This window comes from Ruminococcus sp. RTP21204st1_B2_RTP21204_210225 (assembly GCF_040914135.1).
GTDB classification, from domain to species: domain Bacteria; phylum Bacillota; class Clostridia; order Oscillospirales; family Ruminococcaceae; genus Hominimerdicola; species Hominimerdicola aceti.
This window is the reverse complement of record NZ_JBCPGA010000050.1, coordinates 1-15,096: the sequence shown is the minus strand read 5'-3', so window position 1 is coordinate 15,096 and position 15,096 is coordinate 1. Positions and strand designations below refer to the sequence as shown.

The following is a 15,096-nucleotide window of genomic DNA, read 5'->3' as shown; positions in this document are numbered from 1 at the left end:
TCCTATGCGTCCCCTCAAATGGTTTTCGCCTATCGAATTTCTTAATAATAGTGTCCAATATGATTGACAAACCTACAGGAGGGGAGTTTAAGTGAGGAGTGAGGAATGAGGAATGAGCAAAGCTGCCCCCCAAGCACCGAGCGAAGCGAGAGATAAAGCGCACGCTCAAGCCCGGTGCTAGAGGGCTTGTGGGGTCTAGGGGCAAAGCCCCTAGCGGAGTTTGAGGCAGAGCCTCATTCGGCGACAGCCGACAAGGTGCAGATCAAATGAGAAAAAGCATACAAAAGTTGTGCTTCTTATTAAAAGTAATAACTGAGCAAAAATCTGCACCGCCTATCCTATCCCCAATTACAACGTAAATCCGCAAAGAGCAAAGCGATTTTGTGGCGTGATGAAGTCGGGGTAGAATTGTAGGGGACGGCGCCCTCGACGTCCCGTTTCGGGGAACGGCAAGGTTTGAATTTATCACAATGTTGTGTTGACGTGCCGTGTGGAGAATATTGCACCGCTCCCCTGAAGATGTGATTGGATAGTTTTCAGTTCTATCCAACAATGATATAATCGTGGGCTTGTTTCTTCGACGGGCGAACACTGTTCGCCCCTACTGCCGTTTGTGGGGGTATCAGGGGGTGTGTGACAATTACAATGTGTAGTATTCTATACGAATTCAAAAAGCGGTGAAAAAGTGTTTTATACCACAATGTATGGCGTAAAATGCCCGTCACGGCGAGTGACGGTACAAAAAAACGGACAGCATAACGCTGTCCGTTTCAATTCTATCTCTTATTTGTCATCATGCGACTCGGTGATAAGATCAAGATTGATCTCGTATTTGGAGTCGAGAGAGTTCTGTAAAGGTGCGTCCTTTACATATTTGTTTACAAGCGCTGTACTCTTTTCTACCGCCTGAAGCGTTCCTGCACCTGCTACACAGCCGCCAGGACAAGCCATGCCCTCGAGAAGATAGCCGTCATATTTGCCTGCTTTTGCAAGTGTGAGAAGCTTGCGGCAGTCTTTAAGTCCCTGCGCTGATACTACCTTGACCTCACGCTCTGGGTCAAGCTTGTGGATAACGTCTGCTACTGCCTTTGCTACGCCGCCGCTTACTGCAAAGCCACGTCCGTCACCTGTACCCTCGCAAAGATCTACCTTTTCTTCATCTGTAATGTCTTCAAATGTTACGCCCTTGGCATTGAACATTCCCATGAGTTCCTCAAAGGTAAGCACAAAGTCTACGTCGCTGCGGATAGTACGTCTTGAAGCTTCAAGCTTCTTTGCCGCACATGGTCCGATAAATGCGATACAAGCGTCAGGATCGTCCTTTTTGAGCATTCTTGCTGTAAGTACCATTGGGGTCAAAGCCATTGAAATGTATGGGGCAAGGGTAGGGAAAAGCTTCTTCGCCATTACTGACCATGCAGGACAGCATGATGTCGCCATGAATGGCTGATGTTCAGGAACTTCTCTCATGAAGTCCTTTGCTTCCTCGATGGAACAAAGGTCTGCACCTATTGCTACCTCGACCACGTCTGCAAAGCCAAGCTTCTTCATTGCCGCTGTGAGCTTTTCAGGGCTTGCCTTTGGTCCGAACTGACCTACAAACGCAGGTGCTACGATAGCGATGACCTTCTTCTTTTTCTTCATTGCTGTTATAAGCTGGAATATCTGTCCCTTGTCTACGATAGCGCCAAATGGGCAGTTTACAAGACACATTCCGCAGGATACGCACTTGTCATAATCTATTTTTGCCTTGCCCTCTTCGTCTGAGCCGATAGCGTCCATGCCGCAGGCTCTTGCGCATGGTCTTTCCATTTTGTTTATTGCATTGTATGGACAGACGCTCTGACATCTGCCGCACTTTATACACTTAGACTGATCTATTACTGACTTGCCATGCTTGATGGTTATGGCACCCTTTGGACAGACTTCCTGACATGGGTGCGCAAGACAGCCCTGACAGCAGTCGGTAACATGATAATGAGTTTCAGGACAGCCGTTGCAGGCAAACTTGATTATGTTTACAAGCGGTGGATCGTAATACTTTTCTGCGATCGCACTTTCTTCAATGCCGTCAGCCACAGACTTATGCTCCTCGATCGGTCTTAGGGGCAGACCGATAGCAAGACGGAGCCTTTCTTCAACGATAGCTCTTTCAAGGAAGATAGACTCACGGTAAACAGCTTTGCTTCCCGGTACTATCTTATAAGGAAGCTCTGCGATCTTTTCGGCATAATCGCCCTCTTCATAGGCAAGTCTTGCCACCTCTGTAAAGACTTTTCGTCTGATATCTGTTACTGAGGAATAGATACCTCTCATTTTCATATTTTTACCTCCTGCGTTGTTCTTCAAATTTGTGTCATACACTTACTATTGTACTATTTTTTCGGCTTTTGTCAAGTAATATATACTTTTTTTCATAAGGTATATTGAAAGTTTCGTATGACTTACATATTTGTCTGAAATAAGGTGCAGTGATGGTACGAAACGGCTCAAAAAATAAAAGTATTTCTTTTTACCAATAGTTTTTCTGTTCATAAAAGTATGTGGCTTTTGCACAGTTTTGGGCAGGACGATTTATGCAAACAAATGATAAATGATTTAATTTGGTAACATTTCTGCAATTGTTACATTTTTTATGCAACAAAAGGGGCATTTTTCGGGATAAGTGAGAGATGTTTTTTGAGAGCCGTTAAGATACGGTGGTACATCTTTCGCAGAAATTAAAAAAGGAGGAACGATATGGCAGGCGAACAGAAAAGATTTGCGAGATTTTTCTTCTATCTGAGAAATCTTCGTGAAGCGGCTTTGCACACCGGTGCAAGGGCAGAGGAGGCTGAGGACAGGGGGCTTGAGCTTCTGCACTCGGCAGAAACGGAGGCGGAGCTTAAAAAGCTGGAGGAGGCTGACAGCGACACCCTTTCTTATGTGAAGCGAGGGCTGAACAGGATAGCTTTCGGGGCGGTGAATGACGCTGTAAAGCTTGTTTTTGACGCTGAGAACATGACGGCAAGGGACATCATGGGCATGGATCTTTTCAATGTGAGTGAGATAAAGATCAGCGGAAAGAACGTTTTGGAGATCAAGTTTTTTGACAGGCAGAAAGCCTTGGAAAAGCTTGGGGAGCTTGCGCCTCAGCTTGACGGCGGCGGTGAGTCGAAGCGACTTATCGAGAGCATTTACGGCAGGGACGGTGATAGCTTGTGAAAATAACAAGGCTGTCGGAAAATCAGAGGTTTGTTTTCAGATGGTGGACGGCACGGGATCTTAGTGATTACGACGGGATAATCTGTGACGGTGCGGTCAGATCGGGCAAGACCTTTTGTTTGTCGGCGTCTTTTATGACATGGGCAATGACTAATTTTGACGAGTGCATTTTTGGGCTATGCTCAAAAACTATCGTGTCGCTGAAAAGGAATATCCTGCCTGCGCTCAGGGGGTATATGAAAGCCATGGGCATGACGGCTGTGGAGGTCGCGTCAAAGAACTATATGGACGTTAGCTTTTGCGGCAGGAAAAACAGGTTTTACTACTTTGGCGGCAGGGACGAAGGCTCGCCCTCACTTATCCAAGGCGTGACCCTTGCGGGGGTGCTTCTTGACGAGGCGGCGCTTATGCCCAGAAGCTTTATAGAGCAGGCTGTGGCAAGGTGTTCGGTGGCGGGGAGCAAGCTGTGGTTCAACTGCAATCCTGACAATCCTTACCACTGGTTCAAGAAAGAGTGGATAGACAAGGCGGAGGAAAAACGGCTTATCTACAGACATTTTGTGCTGGAGGACAATCCGACCCTTGACCGGGCGGTGATAGAACGCTATCACAGGATATATACGGGGACGTTTTACGAGCGTTTTGTACTTGGCAAATGGACGGCGGCAGAGGGGCTTGTTTACCCTATGTTCGACGAGGAGAAAAACGTCTTTGAGGGTGATATACAGTGCGAGCGGTATGTTATAAGCTGTGATTACGGCACTGTAAATCCTTCAAGCTTCGGGCTTTGGGGCGAGAGTGGCGGAGTATGGTACAGGCTCAGGGAGTATTACTATGATTCTCGCCGTGAAGGTATGCAGAAAACTGACGAGGAGCATTACAAGGGGCTTGAAGAGCTTGCCGACGGGCTTTGCATCGAAAAGGTCATTTGCGACCCCTCGGCGGCTTCGTTCATACAGTGCATACGCAGGCATGGAAAATTCACTGTCCAGCCTGCAAAGAACGACGTTGTTTCGGGTATCAGGCTTGTGTCGGACTGCATAAAGGACGGCAGGATAAGGATAAACCGCAGGTGTCGTGATACGCTTCGTGAGATAAATCTTTACCGCTGGGACGATAAGGCAGGAAAGGACGCACCTGTGAAAGAGAACGATCACGCCATGGACGATATGAGATACTTTGCAGCAGAATGTCTGGGACGTGAAAAGGACGACTTTTTTGTACTGACAGTTGAGCATTAGTACGAAAAAGTGTACAGAAAGAAAGGAGAAAAAATGAGTATTTTCAGAAAGAAGGTCCGTGAATTTGTGCCGAACACGGCAGGCTCTGACAGAGAGTCGGGGTTTCATTACAGGCTTGCGCCTGAGGGGGTTTTTCAGCAGGAGCTTTATGACGCACTCAGGGCGAACGTTCCTGTTATTGACGCTTGCTTCGGCAAGATAATAAGGCTCACAGGGGGCTTTAAGGTTACGGCTTGTGACGAGAGGGCGCAGGTGGAGCTTGACAGGTTTTGCAGAGAGGTTTCCGTGGGGGTGTCGGGAAAGTCCATTTACACTTTTGCGGATATGTATCTGGATTCACTGCTTACATACGGCAAGGCGATAGGCAGGATATATGCAGATTACAGGACTGGAAAGGTCAAGGGGATATATGTTGGCGACCCGACTTTGTACAGAGTGCGTGAGGGCAGGAACGCTTTTGAAAAACGTATTTTTTACATGGGAAGCGGTGAGGAGATACCGGTAAGAAGTCCTGAAAAACTGCTTTACACGGCGCTCAACCCTAGTCCTAAGCACCCTGATGGGGTGTCTATACTCCGTGGATTGCCTGCTCTGAGCGAGATACTTATGCGAATTTACGAGTGCATGGGTCAGAACTTCGACAGGGTAGGAAATGTGCGATATGCGGTGACTTATCACCCTGAGGGGGAGAGCGACAGGGCGAGAGCCAAGGAGCGTGCAGAGCAGATAGCTCAGGAATGGAGCAGAGGCATGAGAGCCTCACGAAATGGCTCGGTGCAGGATTTTGTGGCTGTGGGTGATGTGGACATAAAGGTCATTGGCGCTGACAATCAGATGATAGACACGGAGATACCTGTCAGACAGCTTATGGAACAGCTTGTAGCGAAGCTTTCAATACCACCGTTTTTGCTTGGGCTGAACTGGTCAACCACTGAGCGAATGTCTGCACAGCAATCGGATATCCTCACAAGTGAGCTTGAATATTACCGCAGACTGCTTGAACCTATACTCAGAGAGATATGCGAGGCGTTTTTAAGGCTTAACGGATATGCTTGTGGGGTGGAGATAGAGTGGGACAACATAAATCTTCAGGACGAGGAAGCGTTGGCGAAGTCAAGACTTTACAATGCGCAGGCTAAGGCGGCGGAGCTTGAAAACGAAAGGGTAGAGAACGAGAGAAAAAAGGAGGAAATGCAATGAGCGAAACAGTATCAGGCGAGGAGCTTGAAAAGATAAACGGCTATGCGAGAGAGCCGCTCACGGAGGACAAGGTCTTTGTTTTCAGGGTGGCGCTTTGTGACAATGACATTGACAGAGATGGTGAAAAGTTTTCATCAGGCGCGTTGGAGAAGCTTGCGGAGCTTTTTAAGGGCAGAACGGGTATTTTCGACCATGACCCTAAAAGCTCAAAGCAGACTGCCAGAATATTTGACACTTGGGTGGAAACTCTGCCTGAGAAAACTACGACAGACGGAGAGGTCTACCGCAGGCTTATGGCAAAGGCTTACATGGTGCGAACTGCTTCTAACGGCGACCTTATAAGCGAGATCCAGGGCGGAATAAAGAAAGAGGTATCCGTTAGCTGCACCATGGGAAAGAAGCTTTGCTCTGTATGCGGAGCGGATATGTACAAGGGCGGCTGTGACCATGAAAAGGGCGGTGAATACGGCGGTAAGCTGTGTTATCACATTCTTGACGAGCCGCTTGACGCTTACGAGTGGTCGTTCGTGGCAGTGCCTGCACAGGTGAATGCAGGGGTAACGAAGCGTTTTGCTTTAAGGGAGAAGCAGGAAAGCACCGACAAGAGCTATGAGCTTGCCCTTGCGAGGGAAGCTTTTGAAAAGGACGTTTTAAGGCTCAGCTATTTCTGCAAGCCTTTTATGAGTGCAAAGCGTGTGAAAGAACTTGCGGAGCTTATGACAGTTACGGAGCTTATCGACTTCCGTGGCAGGCTTGAAAAGCAGGCGGCTGAGAATGAGGAGGTCTACAAAGCCGAAAGGGAGAGCTTTATCACGGGGGATTACAAGATGTAAGGGACAGATGTGAAAGGGGGCGATGACAATGTGGAGATAGGGGCTTAAATGCCAGAATGTGATATCATCACTGTAGGGGCGAACAGTGTTCACCCGAAAACACGAATGGTTTTCGATGATACGAAAATCAGTACAAAAAATCGGACAACTTTAATTATCGAAAAGGAGAAAATAATATGTACAACAATATCAAACTTGAAAAGGGACTTTATTCTATCACAGGCAAGACATTCACACAGGCGCTGGCTGAGCTTGATCCTGACGCAAACTATGAGAACACCGAGCTTAAAGGTCTTGACGCTTTTGAAAGACAGCTCAAGCGTTTTGACATCAAGGTAAAGGGTGCAAATTCTGACAGGGTGGAGAAATTCTTCATTTCCACTGAGTCGGCAGTGCTTTTCCCTGAGTACATAAGACGTACTGTCAAGCAGGGCATGGACGAGGCTTCTATCATGGGCAAGGTAGCGGCGGCTGTTTCATACACTGACGGAGTGGATTTCAGAGGTCTGAACGTTACAAAGTCAGGTTCAACTGACGTTGTGGCAGAGGGTGGAAATGTGCCTATCACAACTGTCAGACTTAGCACCTCCAGTAAGACTCTTACAAAGTTTGCAAGACGTCTTAACTGTTCTTTTGAGTCTGTAAGGAAGCAGAAGCTTGAGGCTTTCGGCGTGGTGCTGAGAAACCTTGGGGCGACTATAAGCAGAGATGTGAACAGCTTTGCTATGACTGAGATAACAAGAGGTATTACAGCTCAGACTCTTATTGGCAGTGAGCTTACTTACGCTGATCTGGCGGCTTTTTGGGCTTCCATGGGCGAGTTTAACATGACGACTATGATTTGTACTCCTGATGTTATGGCTAAGATCCTTGCTATGGACGAGATGAAATACTGCATTGGCGACTATATGGCAGGCGGCACAGTTCAGACGCCATATGGTGTAACGCTTGTAAAATGCCCTCAGCTCACAGGCGGTATTGCGGTGGGCATCGACCAGAGCAGTGCTGTTGAAATGGTGCTTGGAGGAGATGTTATCGTGGACTACGATAAGCTTATTACTAATCAGTGCAACGAGATCGTTTGCTCAGTGCTTGCAGGTTTCTCTGTACTTACGAGCGGTGCTGTAAAGACGCTGAAAACTACAAAGTAAGCTGAGAGGACAATGAAAAAAGGGACGGTGGGCGGGTATATTTTTTGAAAGGAGCAGGAAAATGGCAATAAGCAAAGACAATGTAAAGAGCAATTTCATGGAGCTAAGCGGACTTGACAGCACGTCGGCTGAGGTGTATGCAGGGCTTATAACGGTGTGTGCTGACGAAATGGAAAAGGCTGTTGACCAGGAGCGAATGGTCGCTGAGGGCGGGACGGCTATATGCGAATTTGCGGCGGCAGCGGAGGTCTTTTACAGATTTATTTGTCTGAAAGCCGCTGAATACAAGGTCATGTTTACGGCGCAGGGCAAGGCGGTGGAGGCTTTTGACGAGGAGAACAGGATAAAGGCGGCAAGAGAGCTTCGTGACAGCGCAGTTTCAAGGGCGGAAAGATTTTTCTCAAAGGACGGCTTTGTATTCAATGCCGTTATCGCATATTAGGAAGGAGGACGAGCCATGACAGTCTGGACAGAAATGGCGGCAGAGATAAAAAAGATACTTGACGGAGCAGGCTTTACTGCAATGGGTGAATACACTTCGGCTGACAGTCTATTGCACAGTGGGGAAGCAATTGGCTTCTATGGACTTAAAGGCTATGATGTGGTCGATGAAGTCATTGGGCAGGGCGGCAAAAAGCTTTACACTGAGTATATATGTCATATCGACCTGCGGCTCATGGGCAAGGCAGGAAAATACGATGACATGGAGGAGCTTCAGGAAAAGTGTGAAAGCGTTATGTCGGAGCTTGCAAAAAGCGAGGTTCTGAATGTTAAGAGCGCAAAGCTTGGAGGCGCAGTTCAGACATTGCCCCTTCACAGGCTCGAAAGGCAGGCAGAGCTTAGTATCGGCATTTGCAGTGAGGAGGATATAAGTGAGTAAAAAGAGAAAGATAAAGCTTGACATTGGCACACGGTCATTTTACATGGACGGAGTTAAGCGAAGCGGAGGTTACATTCAGGAGGAAACAAAGGCTGTGAATGGTATTTTGCGAAATATCTCAGGCAAGGCGGCGGAAATATTTCAGTTCAGCGGCAGGATCGCTCCGTCGGACAAGGCTTACGCTTGGGCTGCTCTAAGCGAGAACGGAGGAAAGGCGATCAATTTCACGGCAGACGGGGTCTTATACAGCGGATACATACTCTCAGAGATAGAAATGGATTTTCAGCCTGACAGGATGATCGGAAGCCTTATGATAAAGCTTAGGGGGGCGGAATAATGGCGAAGATATACATCAGGTTTGAACTTATTGGCAGTGGTAATTTGGACTATAGAAACATTGTTTCAGCAAGGCTTGTGAAAGACCGCTATACGCCATACAGTGAACTTAGAGCGTCTGTCGTTCTGAATAACAGCATAAATCTTAACAATATCAGGCGTGTGGCACTTTATATAGGCAGCAGGCGTATGCACTACGGTCCTGCGGATTACATCAGAACAAGGGTGAGAGGCGGAAAAACTGTTCTTGAACTTATAAGCCGTGGGATAACACTTATGCTGGGGCAGAACGAGCCTGAACCCGGGGTATGGTCTAAGGTGAGTTTGACGGATATTATGAAGAGCTACAGCCCCTCAAGTGAGATAACCTACGAGAGTGGAACTGACACTGTGAACTATGTGAACATCAAAGAGAAGTCTACACTGTGGGAGGCTATCGGCGTATATGCGGTCAAGGCTTACGGCAGGCGTGCATATATCAGAGGGGACAGGCAGGTCAATATGTCGCTGAGTATCCTTTCGGTGAATATCGGTACTCAGCGTATTATTGAATACGGCAAACAGCTTGATACGAGATCGATGCTGTCGAAGATATATATGAAAAACGTGGACGGGGAGTATGGATATAGCTATTCAAGCGGTAAAACTATACCACATGGTATCACGAGGGAGAAGTATTATGGTCTTGATAAGCAGTGGCTCAATAATGTAGTTGTCGGGCTTAAAGATAGGATAGAGTTTGCAGAGAGGGAGTATTTGGTGGAGCATATCACTTATGAGGGGTATTGCGGTGAGGATATCACGGATAAAATAATTTGTAATGGATATGGCGTAAATGGAAAAAGAGTGAGCAGAATGGAGATAACGGTCAATAGCAAAGGTATGCAAACGAAGCTTTTATGTGAATAGGAAAGAGAAGTAAGGAATGAATAGAGCAAAAAAACAGCGTACAGAAAAACTGTACGCTGTTTGAAGCTTCGTATTAACCCTTTACGCTTCCCAGAGCAACACCACGAATGATGAACTTTGAAAGACAAAGGTAAACAATTACTACAGGGAGGATAGCAAGTACGATGTACAAGCTGAACATTCCCACGTCCTTCTCCTGTGGTCCTGCATAACGCATTGCGTTGAGTACCAGAGGGATCGTGTACTTACTCTTTGATGTAAGAATAAGTCTTGGCATAAAGTAGTTGTTCCAGTTTGTTACGAATGTAAAGATGATCTGAACTGCGAATGCAGGCTTGAGGATAGGGGTAACGATCTTGTTGAAGGTCTTGAACTCTCCGCAGCCGTCGATACGGGCGGCTTCTACGATCTCAAGCGGAAGTGCAGATGCCATATACTGCTTCATGAAGTAGTATGTAGCTGGTGCTGCGACAGCAGGAATTATCAGCGGAATATAAGTATCTGTCCAGCCAAGTTTGTTCATGAACTGGTAGAAACCGATAGCTGAAGCCTGTGTTGGAACCATCATTACGATGAGAATGAACATATCTGCGAACTTTCTCAGCTTGAACTGGTAAACGTGTGTTGCATATGCTGTCAGTGCTGAGAAGTATACGCTGAGCAATGAAGCACAAGCTGATATGAACAGTGAGTTAGCCAGTGAACGCCATACGCTTCCGTATGCTACGGCTGTTGAACCGCTGAAAAGGTTCTTGAAGTTTGTTGCGAGGAAGTGGTCAGGATACCATCTGATACCTGCCTGTGATCTGCCTCGTGTTGCGTTGATTATCAAAAGATAGAATGGGAAAAGTGAAACAACGACCAAAAGAACAAGGACAACATAAGCTATTATCCTATGTATGATAAGACCAGTACTATTTGTCTTTTCACCAACTATTTCAGTACTTCTTGGCATTTCAGCTTACCCCCTTTTCTTCTTTTTCTTCTTTCCGTCATGGTCAGCAGACGCAAACATAAGTGCAAGTCCGATAATAGCGGAAACGATAAAGATTATTACGCAGAGTGCAGACGCCTTACCGATGTCGCCCTGCTTATTTGCCTGGATTATCATTACGACGGTCTTAAGCTTTCCGTTAGGGTTACCCATATCCTTTGTGAGGAGGGCAGGTACGTCGTACATCTGAAGTCCACCGATGAGTGATGTTACAAGAACATATGACATGATAGGCTTGATGAGCGGAATTGTGATTTTCCAGAATGTCTGGCTGGAAGTTGCACCGTCGATCTGTGCTGACTCATAGAGTGATGTATCAACACCCATGATAGCAGCCATAAGAAGAATTGTTGTATTACCATACCAAAGTATGAAGTTGATGAGTCCAACTACACCTCTTGATCCCCAAACGCTTTCAAGGAGTGGTACCTTGATAAGATCATAGATAGCACCGCCTCTGCTGAACAAGCTGTAGAACAGAAATGCAAAAGCAGATGCCATGATTACGTTTGGAAGATAGATAACAGCCTTGAAGAATCCCTGAGCCTTTATCTTAAGACGAAGGTCAGTGAACCATACTGCAAGGATAAGAGAGATAACGATCTGTGGGATAAATCCAACGATCCACATGATGATCGTATTCCAGAAAGACTGGAGAAGGTCACTTCCTGATGTGAATATAGTTGAATAGTTATCGAAACCGCAGAATGTCGGTGTTACTTCGACAGCCTGTCTTGTCCAACCACCGCCGATAGAGCCCTGATCCTTAACATAGTCTGTAAAGCTGTAATAGAAAGTCTGGAACAGAGGATATAGTGAGAAGATGATGTAAACTACAAAGAATGGGATAAGGAAAATATATCCCCACTTGGCATAGCTTATGCTTTTTCTCTTCATATAAGTATACCTATTCCTTTCGTGAGATTAATAAATAATAGGGGGGGATATCCTCCACCCCCTATATTTAATTAGATACTGTTTTTTTATACGATTAGAAATCGCAAGTAAGGTTACCATAGAGGTCTGTGATGTTCTTCTTGAAGTTCTCAAGAGCAGCCTCATATGAATCAACTGTGCCAAGGAAGTAGTCCTTCATAGCACCCTGGAATTTCTCGTTGCAGCCCTGGTCATAAGCAGAAAGCTTGTTCTCGAGGGAGATCTTGTCAGCAGCCTCTGTAAGAAGTGCAAGGTGATCCTGTCCGCCGAGGAATGCGTTTGTATAACCGCCGTCGATAAGCTCCTTGATAGCAGCCTTGTTGTTTGTGTAGTCCTGCTCGCCCTCAGTGATAGCCTTAGCTACGTCCTTGTTGCAAGTCATAACCTTCATGATATCAGCAACGATATCCTGGTTATCGGAGTCGATAGCGCCGCAGATCCATGTACCGCCCCAGTAGTAAGCCTGTGGGCCTGAGCAAGCCTTCCAGAGACCATAACCGCCGTTGCCTTCCTTAGCGTTTGAACCATCAGCCTTGATCTCTTCGTCAACTGTGTTTGGAAGAAGTGTGAAAGGAATGCCCCATGTTGAGAAGAAGTAGCCGAATACGCCACCGTCGATCTTCTGGCCAGCAGCCCAAGCATCGTCCCAAAGGGAAGTCTTGTTGTTGTAGCCCTTGTCTGTGTATTCCTTAGTCTGGTCAGCCCAAGCCTTGATCTGTGGGTCAACTGTGATCTTGTTGTCTGTTACCCATGGGCTTGACATATTGTTTGAGAAGCATCTGTATGTATCATCGAAACCAGATACCATCTTGTAGCCCTTGTCAGCCATCTTCTGAGCTGTTGCTGTGAATGTATCCCAATCCTTAACAGCTTCCTGAACCTTCTCTGGATCGCTTGTGCCGAGAACGTCCTCAGCGATCTTTGTGTTGTAGAGGAACAGACCTGGAGTTGCCTGCCATGATACACCCTTCAACTCGCCTGTCTTTGTATCTGTTGCAACGTCCTTTGTGTACTGATACATCTGTGACATATCGTCGTCTGTGATGCCGAGGTCCTGAATAGAAAGTGCAACGTCGCCGTTAGCATACTTCAGAGCGTAGTCAGCTTCCATAAGGAACATATCTACCTTCTCTGTGCTGTCCTGCTGACCCTTAAGAGCCTCGTCCAGCTTTGTCTGGTAAGCGTTACCTTCGTTTTCAACCTGTACCCAGTTCAGCTTAACGCCGTTGATTGTTGCGATCTCCTTAGAACCATCAGCAAGCTCGTTGTATGTAAGCTCGTTTGATGTGCCCTGTGGATAGTACTTATCAAGTCTTGACTTGAACTCTGTGTTCCAGCAGTAAATTGTAAGAGTCTTCTTTGAATCCTCTGATGAATCCACACCGTGAAGCTCAGCTGTGTTTACTCTGTCAGAGCTGTTGTTGATGCCTGTGTTGTTGCCAGCCTTTGATGTGCTGCCGCCATTCTTGTCAGATGTTGAAGATGAATCTGTGTTGCCGCAAGCTGTGAACATTGAAGCTGCCAGACAGAGGCTCAATGAACCTGCAAGTACTTTCTTAAGATTTGCCATAATAATTTTCCTCCTTAAAATCGCATTAGTTTATTTGATTTGCTCCGCAGCATTTCTGCGGAAAATTAATGCCTTGAATTAATTGATGTCGCTTACCGAACCGCCTTCCAGCAGCTTTCCGTCGACTGTTATCACCTCTTTAAAGGTGGTCTGTGGGTTTTCTATCAGTGATACCAGCTGTTTTGCGGCTGTTACACCGATAAGGTCTGTGTCCTGAAGATAAGTCGTAAGCTTTGGAGAGAGAAGCTGTGAATAAGCTATTCCGTCGTAGCCCACTATCGAGATATCCTCCGGTACTGAAAGACCCATTTCCTTGACTGCATTGAAAGCTCCCATTGCTGAATAATCATCGGGCATGAAAACGCAGGTCGGTTTGTTCTCTCTGCTAAGAAGTTCTTTTGTCAGCTTATAAGTCAGATCAGGGTTGTGATAATCACCGTTAAGTATCCAATCGGGATCAACTGAAATTCCTCTTGTCATACAAGCTTTATAGAAGCCTGCCAGACGTCTTTCGGCTACTGCCGATCTGTTGCCCTGGATAAAAGCGATCTTCCTATGCCCCATCTTCGTTACATAGTTGATAAGCTCTTCCATACCTTTTTCATTATTGGACATGATCGCTGTTCTGCAATCGAAGATGTGGTCGATCGTGACCACTGGTATATCTCCGTTTATCACCTCGTACACGTCCTGCGACGTAAAATCCGTACAGGCAATGATAACACCGTCAACATTGCGGTATTTGCAATGTTCGTATGTAGACATTTTCTGCTTGCCCACATCTCTATTTATAAAGGTTATATCATATCCTGCTGCTTCAGCCGTAGTCTTAAAGCTGTCAAGCACCTTTGCGAAAAACTCATGGGTAAGACCGCTTCCTGCTTCATCGAGATACATGACCCCGAGATTATAGGTCCTGTTGGTCTTTAAAGCTCTTGCCTGAGAATTTGGGAAGTAACCCATTTCTTTGGCGGCTTTCATAAGTCTTTCTCTTGTTGCCTCGCTTACGTCCTTATGGCCGTTGAGGGCTTTGCTTACGGTTGCGACGGATACTCCGCAACGAACGGAAATGTCTTTTAAGGAAACCAATGATATTTCCGCCTTTCCGTAGATTTTAAACGTTTACGCTTGATGTTTTCCGTGAAAACTTATTTCAAACGTTTCCGTTAATAAAAATATACAATATTCTCGGCATAATTTCAAGTCTTTTTTCACATTTTTATGCCCTCTGTAATAAATTATGGAGGTTTAGCCAATTTTTCAACTTTACTTTTGTGCATTTTAACAACACTATTTGGACAATTGTAATCGATTTGTTACGAAGAAGCTGACAGACCGATCAAAAAGCTGCGAAAATGCACTGCGTTTTCTGAGGGGTATAAGAAACCAGGCTGTGTGGTATGTGAAAAATGTATATAAACATTTCTTTTGTATTTGATTATGTTATGTGAAATTACAAAAACCATTAAAGAACTTTATTCATTAAACGTTTTCGGATAATAATTGTTGAAAAGTGTGTTGTGACATATGATATTGTTAAAATATTGTCTTGATATGAAAATATGATAGTCATTTGATCGGAAAAGTTGGAATATTCGGTATTTGCGAAGATATTTCTGAAACGTTTAAGCATATTTCAGCGTTTTTTTATTGTGCAAAATAACGATGTGGAAAGAAAACGTATTTATTTCATACATTATATTCACAAGCTACATATGATATGACTATTTGATAGGGATTTTGCAAAGCTTTGAAAAAAATCTTGAATTTGTAGGTTTGTCAATCATATTGGACACTATTATTAAGAAATTCGATAGGCGAAAACCATTTGAGGGGACGCAT

The 15,096-nt window shown here is 45.6% G+C and carries 14 protein-coding genes; 9 read left to right on the top strand and 5 right to left on the bottom strand.

What is annotated here, in order from left to right; translation table 11 throughout:
* Positions 1-783: 783 nt before the first annotated feature.
* A complete protein-coding gene (locus AB5123_RS12525; RefSeq protein ID WP_117858009.1) occupies positions 784-2,316 on the bottom strand; it encodes a 4Fe-4S dicluster domain-containing protein in 1,533 nt (510 codons plus the stop codon).
* A gap of 423 nt (positions 2,317-2,739) precedes the next feature.
* Between AB5123_RS12525 and AB5123_RS12520 the strand changes: the two genes are divergently transcribed.
* The 9 genes from AB5123_RS12520 to AB5123_RS12480 all read left to right on the top strand — a co-directional run bounded on the left by AB5123_RS12520 (position 2,740) and on the right by AB5123_RS12480 (position 9,754).
* Positions 2,740-3,204 carry a terminase small subunit gene (locus AB5123_RS12520; RefSeq protein WP_022287537.1) on the top strand — a complete coding sequence of 155 codons (465 nt, stop codon included), beginning with the start codon at positions 2,740-2,742 and terminating at the stop codon, positions 3,202-3,204.
* The gene (locus AB5123_RS12515; protein WP_278461050.1) at positions 3,201-4,445 is read left to right on the top strand and encodes a PBSX family phage terminase large subunit; all 1,245 of its coding nucleotides are present in this window, start codon (positions 3,201-3,203) and stop codon (positions 4,443-4,445) included. Before AB5123_RS12520 ends, AB5123_RS12515 begins: the two co-directional genes overlap by 4 nt.
* A gap of 33 nt (positions 4,446-4,478) precedes the next feature.
* Positions 4,479-5,645 carry a phage portal protein gene (locus AB5123_RS12510; RefSeq protein ID WP_117877240.1) on the top strand — a complete coding sequence of 389 codons (1,167 nt, stop codon included), beginning with the start codon at positions 4,479-4,481 and terminating at the stop codon, positions 5,643-5,645.
* Positions 5,642-6,478 (top strand): hypothetical protein, encoded by an 837-nt coding sequence (locus AB5123_RS12505; RefSeq protein WP_041337424.1) that lies wholly within the window; start codon positions 5,642-5,644, stop codon positions 6,476-6,478. Before AB5123_RS12510 ends, AB5123_RS12505 begins: the two co-directional genes overlap by 4 nt.
* Positions 6,479-6,654: 176 nt before the next feature.
* Positions 6,655-7,629, top strand: a complete 975-nt coding sequence (locus AB5123_RS12500) for a hypothetical protein (RefSeq protein ID WP_118053120.1) — start codon at positions 6,655-6,657, stop codon at positions 7,627-7,629.
* A gap of 61 nt (positions 7,630-7,690) precedes the next feature.
* Positions 7,691-8,071: a hypothetical protein gene (locus AB5123_RS12495; RefSeq protein ID WP_022287532.1), complete on the top strand. Its 381-nt coding sequence runs from the start codon at positions 7,691-7,693 to the stop codon at positions 8,069-8,071.
* A 15-nt stretch (positions 8,072-8,086) separates the two neighbouring features.
* Positions 8,087-8,509 carry a hypothetical protein gene (locus AB5123_RS12490; protein ID WP_278642828.1) on the top strand — a complete coding sequence of 141 codons (423 nt, stop codon included), beginning with the start codon at positions 8,087-8,089 and terminating at the stop codon, positions 8,507-8,509.
* Positions 8,502-8,846, top strand: coding sequence for a hypothetical protein (locus AB5123_RS12485; protein WP_287613786.1), 345 nt, complete (start codon positions 8,502-8,504; stop codon positions 8,844-8,846). The genes AB5123_RS12490 and AB5123_RS12485 overlap by 8 nt, the downstream gene beginning before the upstream one ends.
* A complete protein-coding gene (locus AB5123_RS12480; RefSeq protein ID WP_195249740.1) occupies positions 8,846-9,754 on the top strand; it encodes a hypothetical protein in 909 nt (302 codons plus the stop codon). Before AB5123_RS12485 ends, AB5123_RS12480 begins: the two co-directional genes overlap by 1 nt.
* Positions 9,755-9,827: 73 nt before the next feature.
* Here AB5123_RS12480 and AB5123_RS12475 read toward each other — a convergent pair whose 3' ends face one another.
* The 4 genes from AB5123_RS12475 to AB5123_RS12460 form a co-directional block, all read right to left on the bottom strand.
* Complete coding sequence (locus AB5123_RS12475; RefSeq protein WP_022287528.1) at positions 9,828-10,709, bottom strand: carbohydrate ABC transporter permease; 882 nt, start codon at positions 10,707-10,709, stop codon at positions 9,828-9,830.
* A gap of 6 nt (positions 10,710-10,715) precedes the next feature.
* Complete coding sequence (locus AB5123_RS12470) at positions 10,716-11,645, bottom strand: carbohydrate ABC transporter permease (protein ID WP_278642834.1); 930 nt, start codon at positions 11,643-11,645, stop codon at positions 10,716-10,718.
* A 94-nt stretch (positions 11,646-11,739) separates the two neighbouring features.
* Positions 11,740-13,254, bottom strand: a complete 1,515-nt coding sequence (locus tag AB5123_RS12465; RefSeq protein WP_215649947.1) for a carbohydrate ABC transporter substrate-binding protein — start codon at positions 13,252-13,254, stop codon at positions 11,740-11,742.
* A 78-nt stretch (positions 13,255-13,332) separates the two neighbouring features.
* Positions 13,333-14,343, bottom strand: coding sequence for a LacI family DNA-binding transcriptional regulator (locus AB5123_RS12460; RefSeq protein ID WP_022287525.1), 1,011 nt, complete (start codon positions 14,341-14,343; stop codon positions 13,333-13,335).
* Positions 14,344-15,096 lie beyond the last annotated feature (753 nt).

Excerpts from the sequence above, each read along its gene's own strand:
- AB5123_RS12520 (WP_022287537.1), top strand. The coding sequence starts at position 2,740 with ATGGCAGGCGAACAGAAAAGATTTGCGAGATTTTTCTTCTATCTGAGA.
- AB5123_RS12495 (WP_022287532.1), top strand. The coding sequence starts at position 7,691 with ATGGCAATAAGCAAAGACAATGTAAAGAGCAATTTCATGGAGCTAAGC.
- AB5123_RS12465 (WP_215649947.1), bottom strand. The coding sequence starts at position 13,254 with ATGGCAAATCTTAAGAAAGTACTTGCAGGTTCATTGAGCCTCTGTCTG.
- AB5123_RS12500 (WP_118053120.1), top strand. The coding sequence starts at position 6,655 with ATGTACAACAATATCAAACTTGAAAAGGGACTTTATTCTATCACAGGC.
- AB5123_RS12505 (WP_041337424.1), top strand. The coding sequence starts at position 5,642 with ATGAGCGAAACAGTATCAGGCGAGGAGCTTGAAAAGATAAACGGCTAT.
- AB5123_RS12470 (WP_278642834.1), bottom strand. The coding sequence starts at position 11,645 with ATGAAGAGAAAAAGCATAAGCTATGCCAAGTGGGGATATATTTTCCTT.
- AB5123_RS12490 (WP_278642828.1), top strand. The coding sequence starts at position 8,087 with ATGACAGTCTGGACAGAAATGGCGGCAGAGATAAAAAAGATACTTGAC.
- AB5123_RS12510 (WP_117877240.1), top strand. The coding sequence starts at position 4,479 with ATGAGTATTTTCAGAAAGAAGGTCCGTGAATTTGTGCCGAACACGGCA.
- AB5123_RS12525 (WP_117858009.1), bottom strand. The coding sequence starts at position 2,316 with ATGAGAGGTATCTATTCCTCAGTAACAGATATCAGACGAAAAGTCTTT.
- AB5123_RS12480 (WP_195249740.1), top strand. The coding sequence starts at position 8,846 with ATGGCGAAGATATACATCAGGTTTGAACTTATTGGCAGTGGTAATTTG.
- AB5123_RS12475 (WP_022287528.1), bottom strand. The coding sequence starts at position 10,709 with ATGCCAAGAAGTACTGAAATAGTTGGTGAAAAGACAAATAGTACTGGT.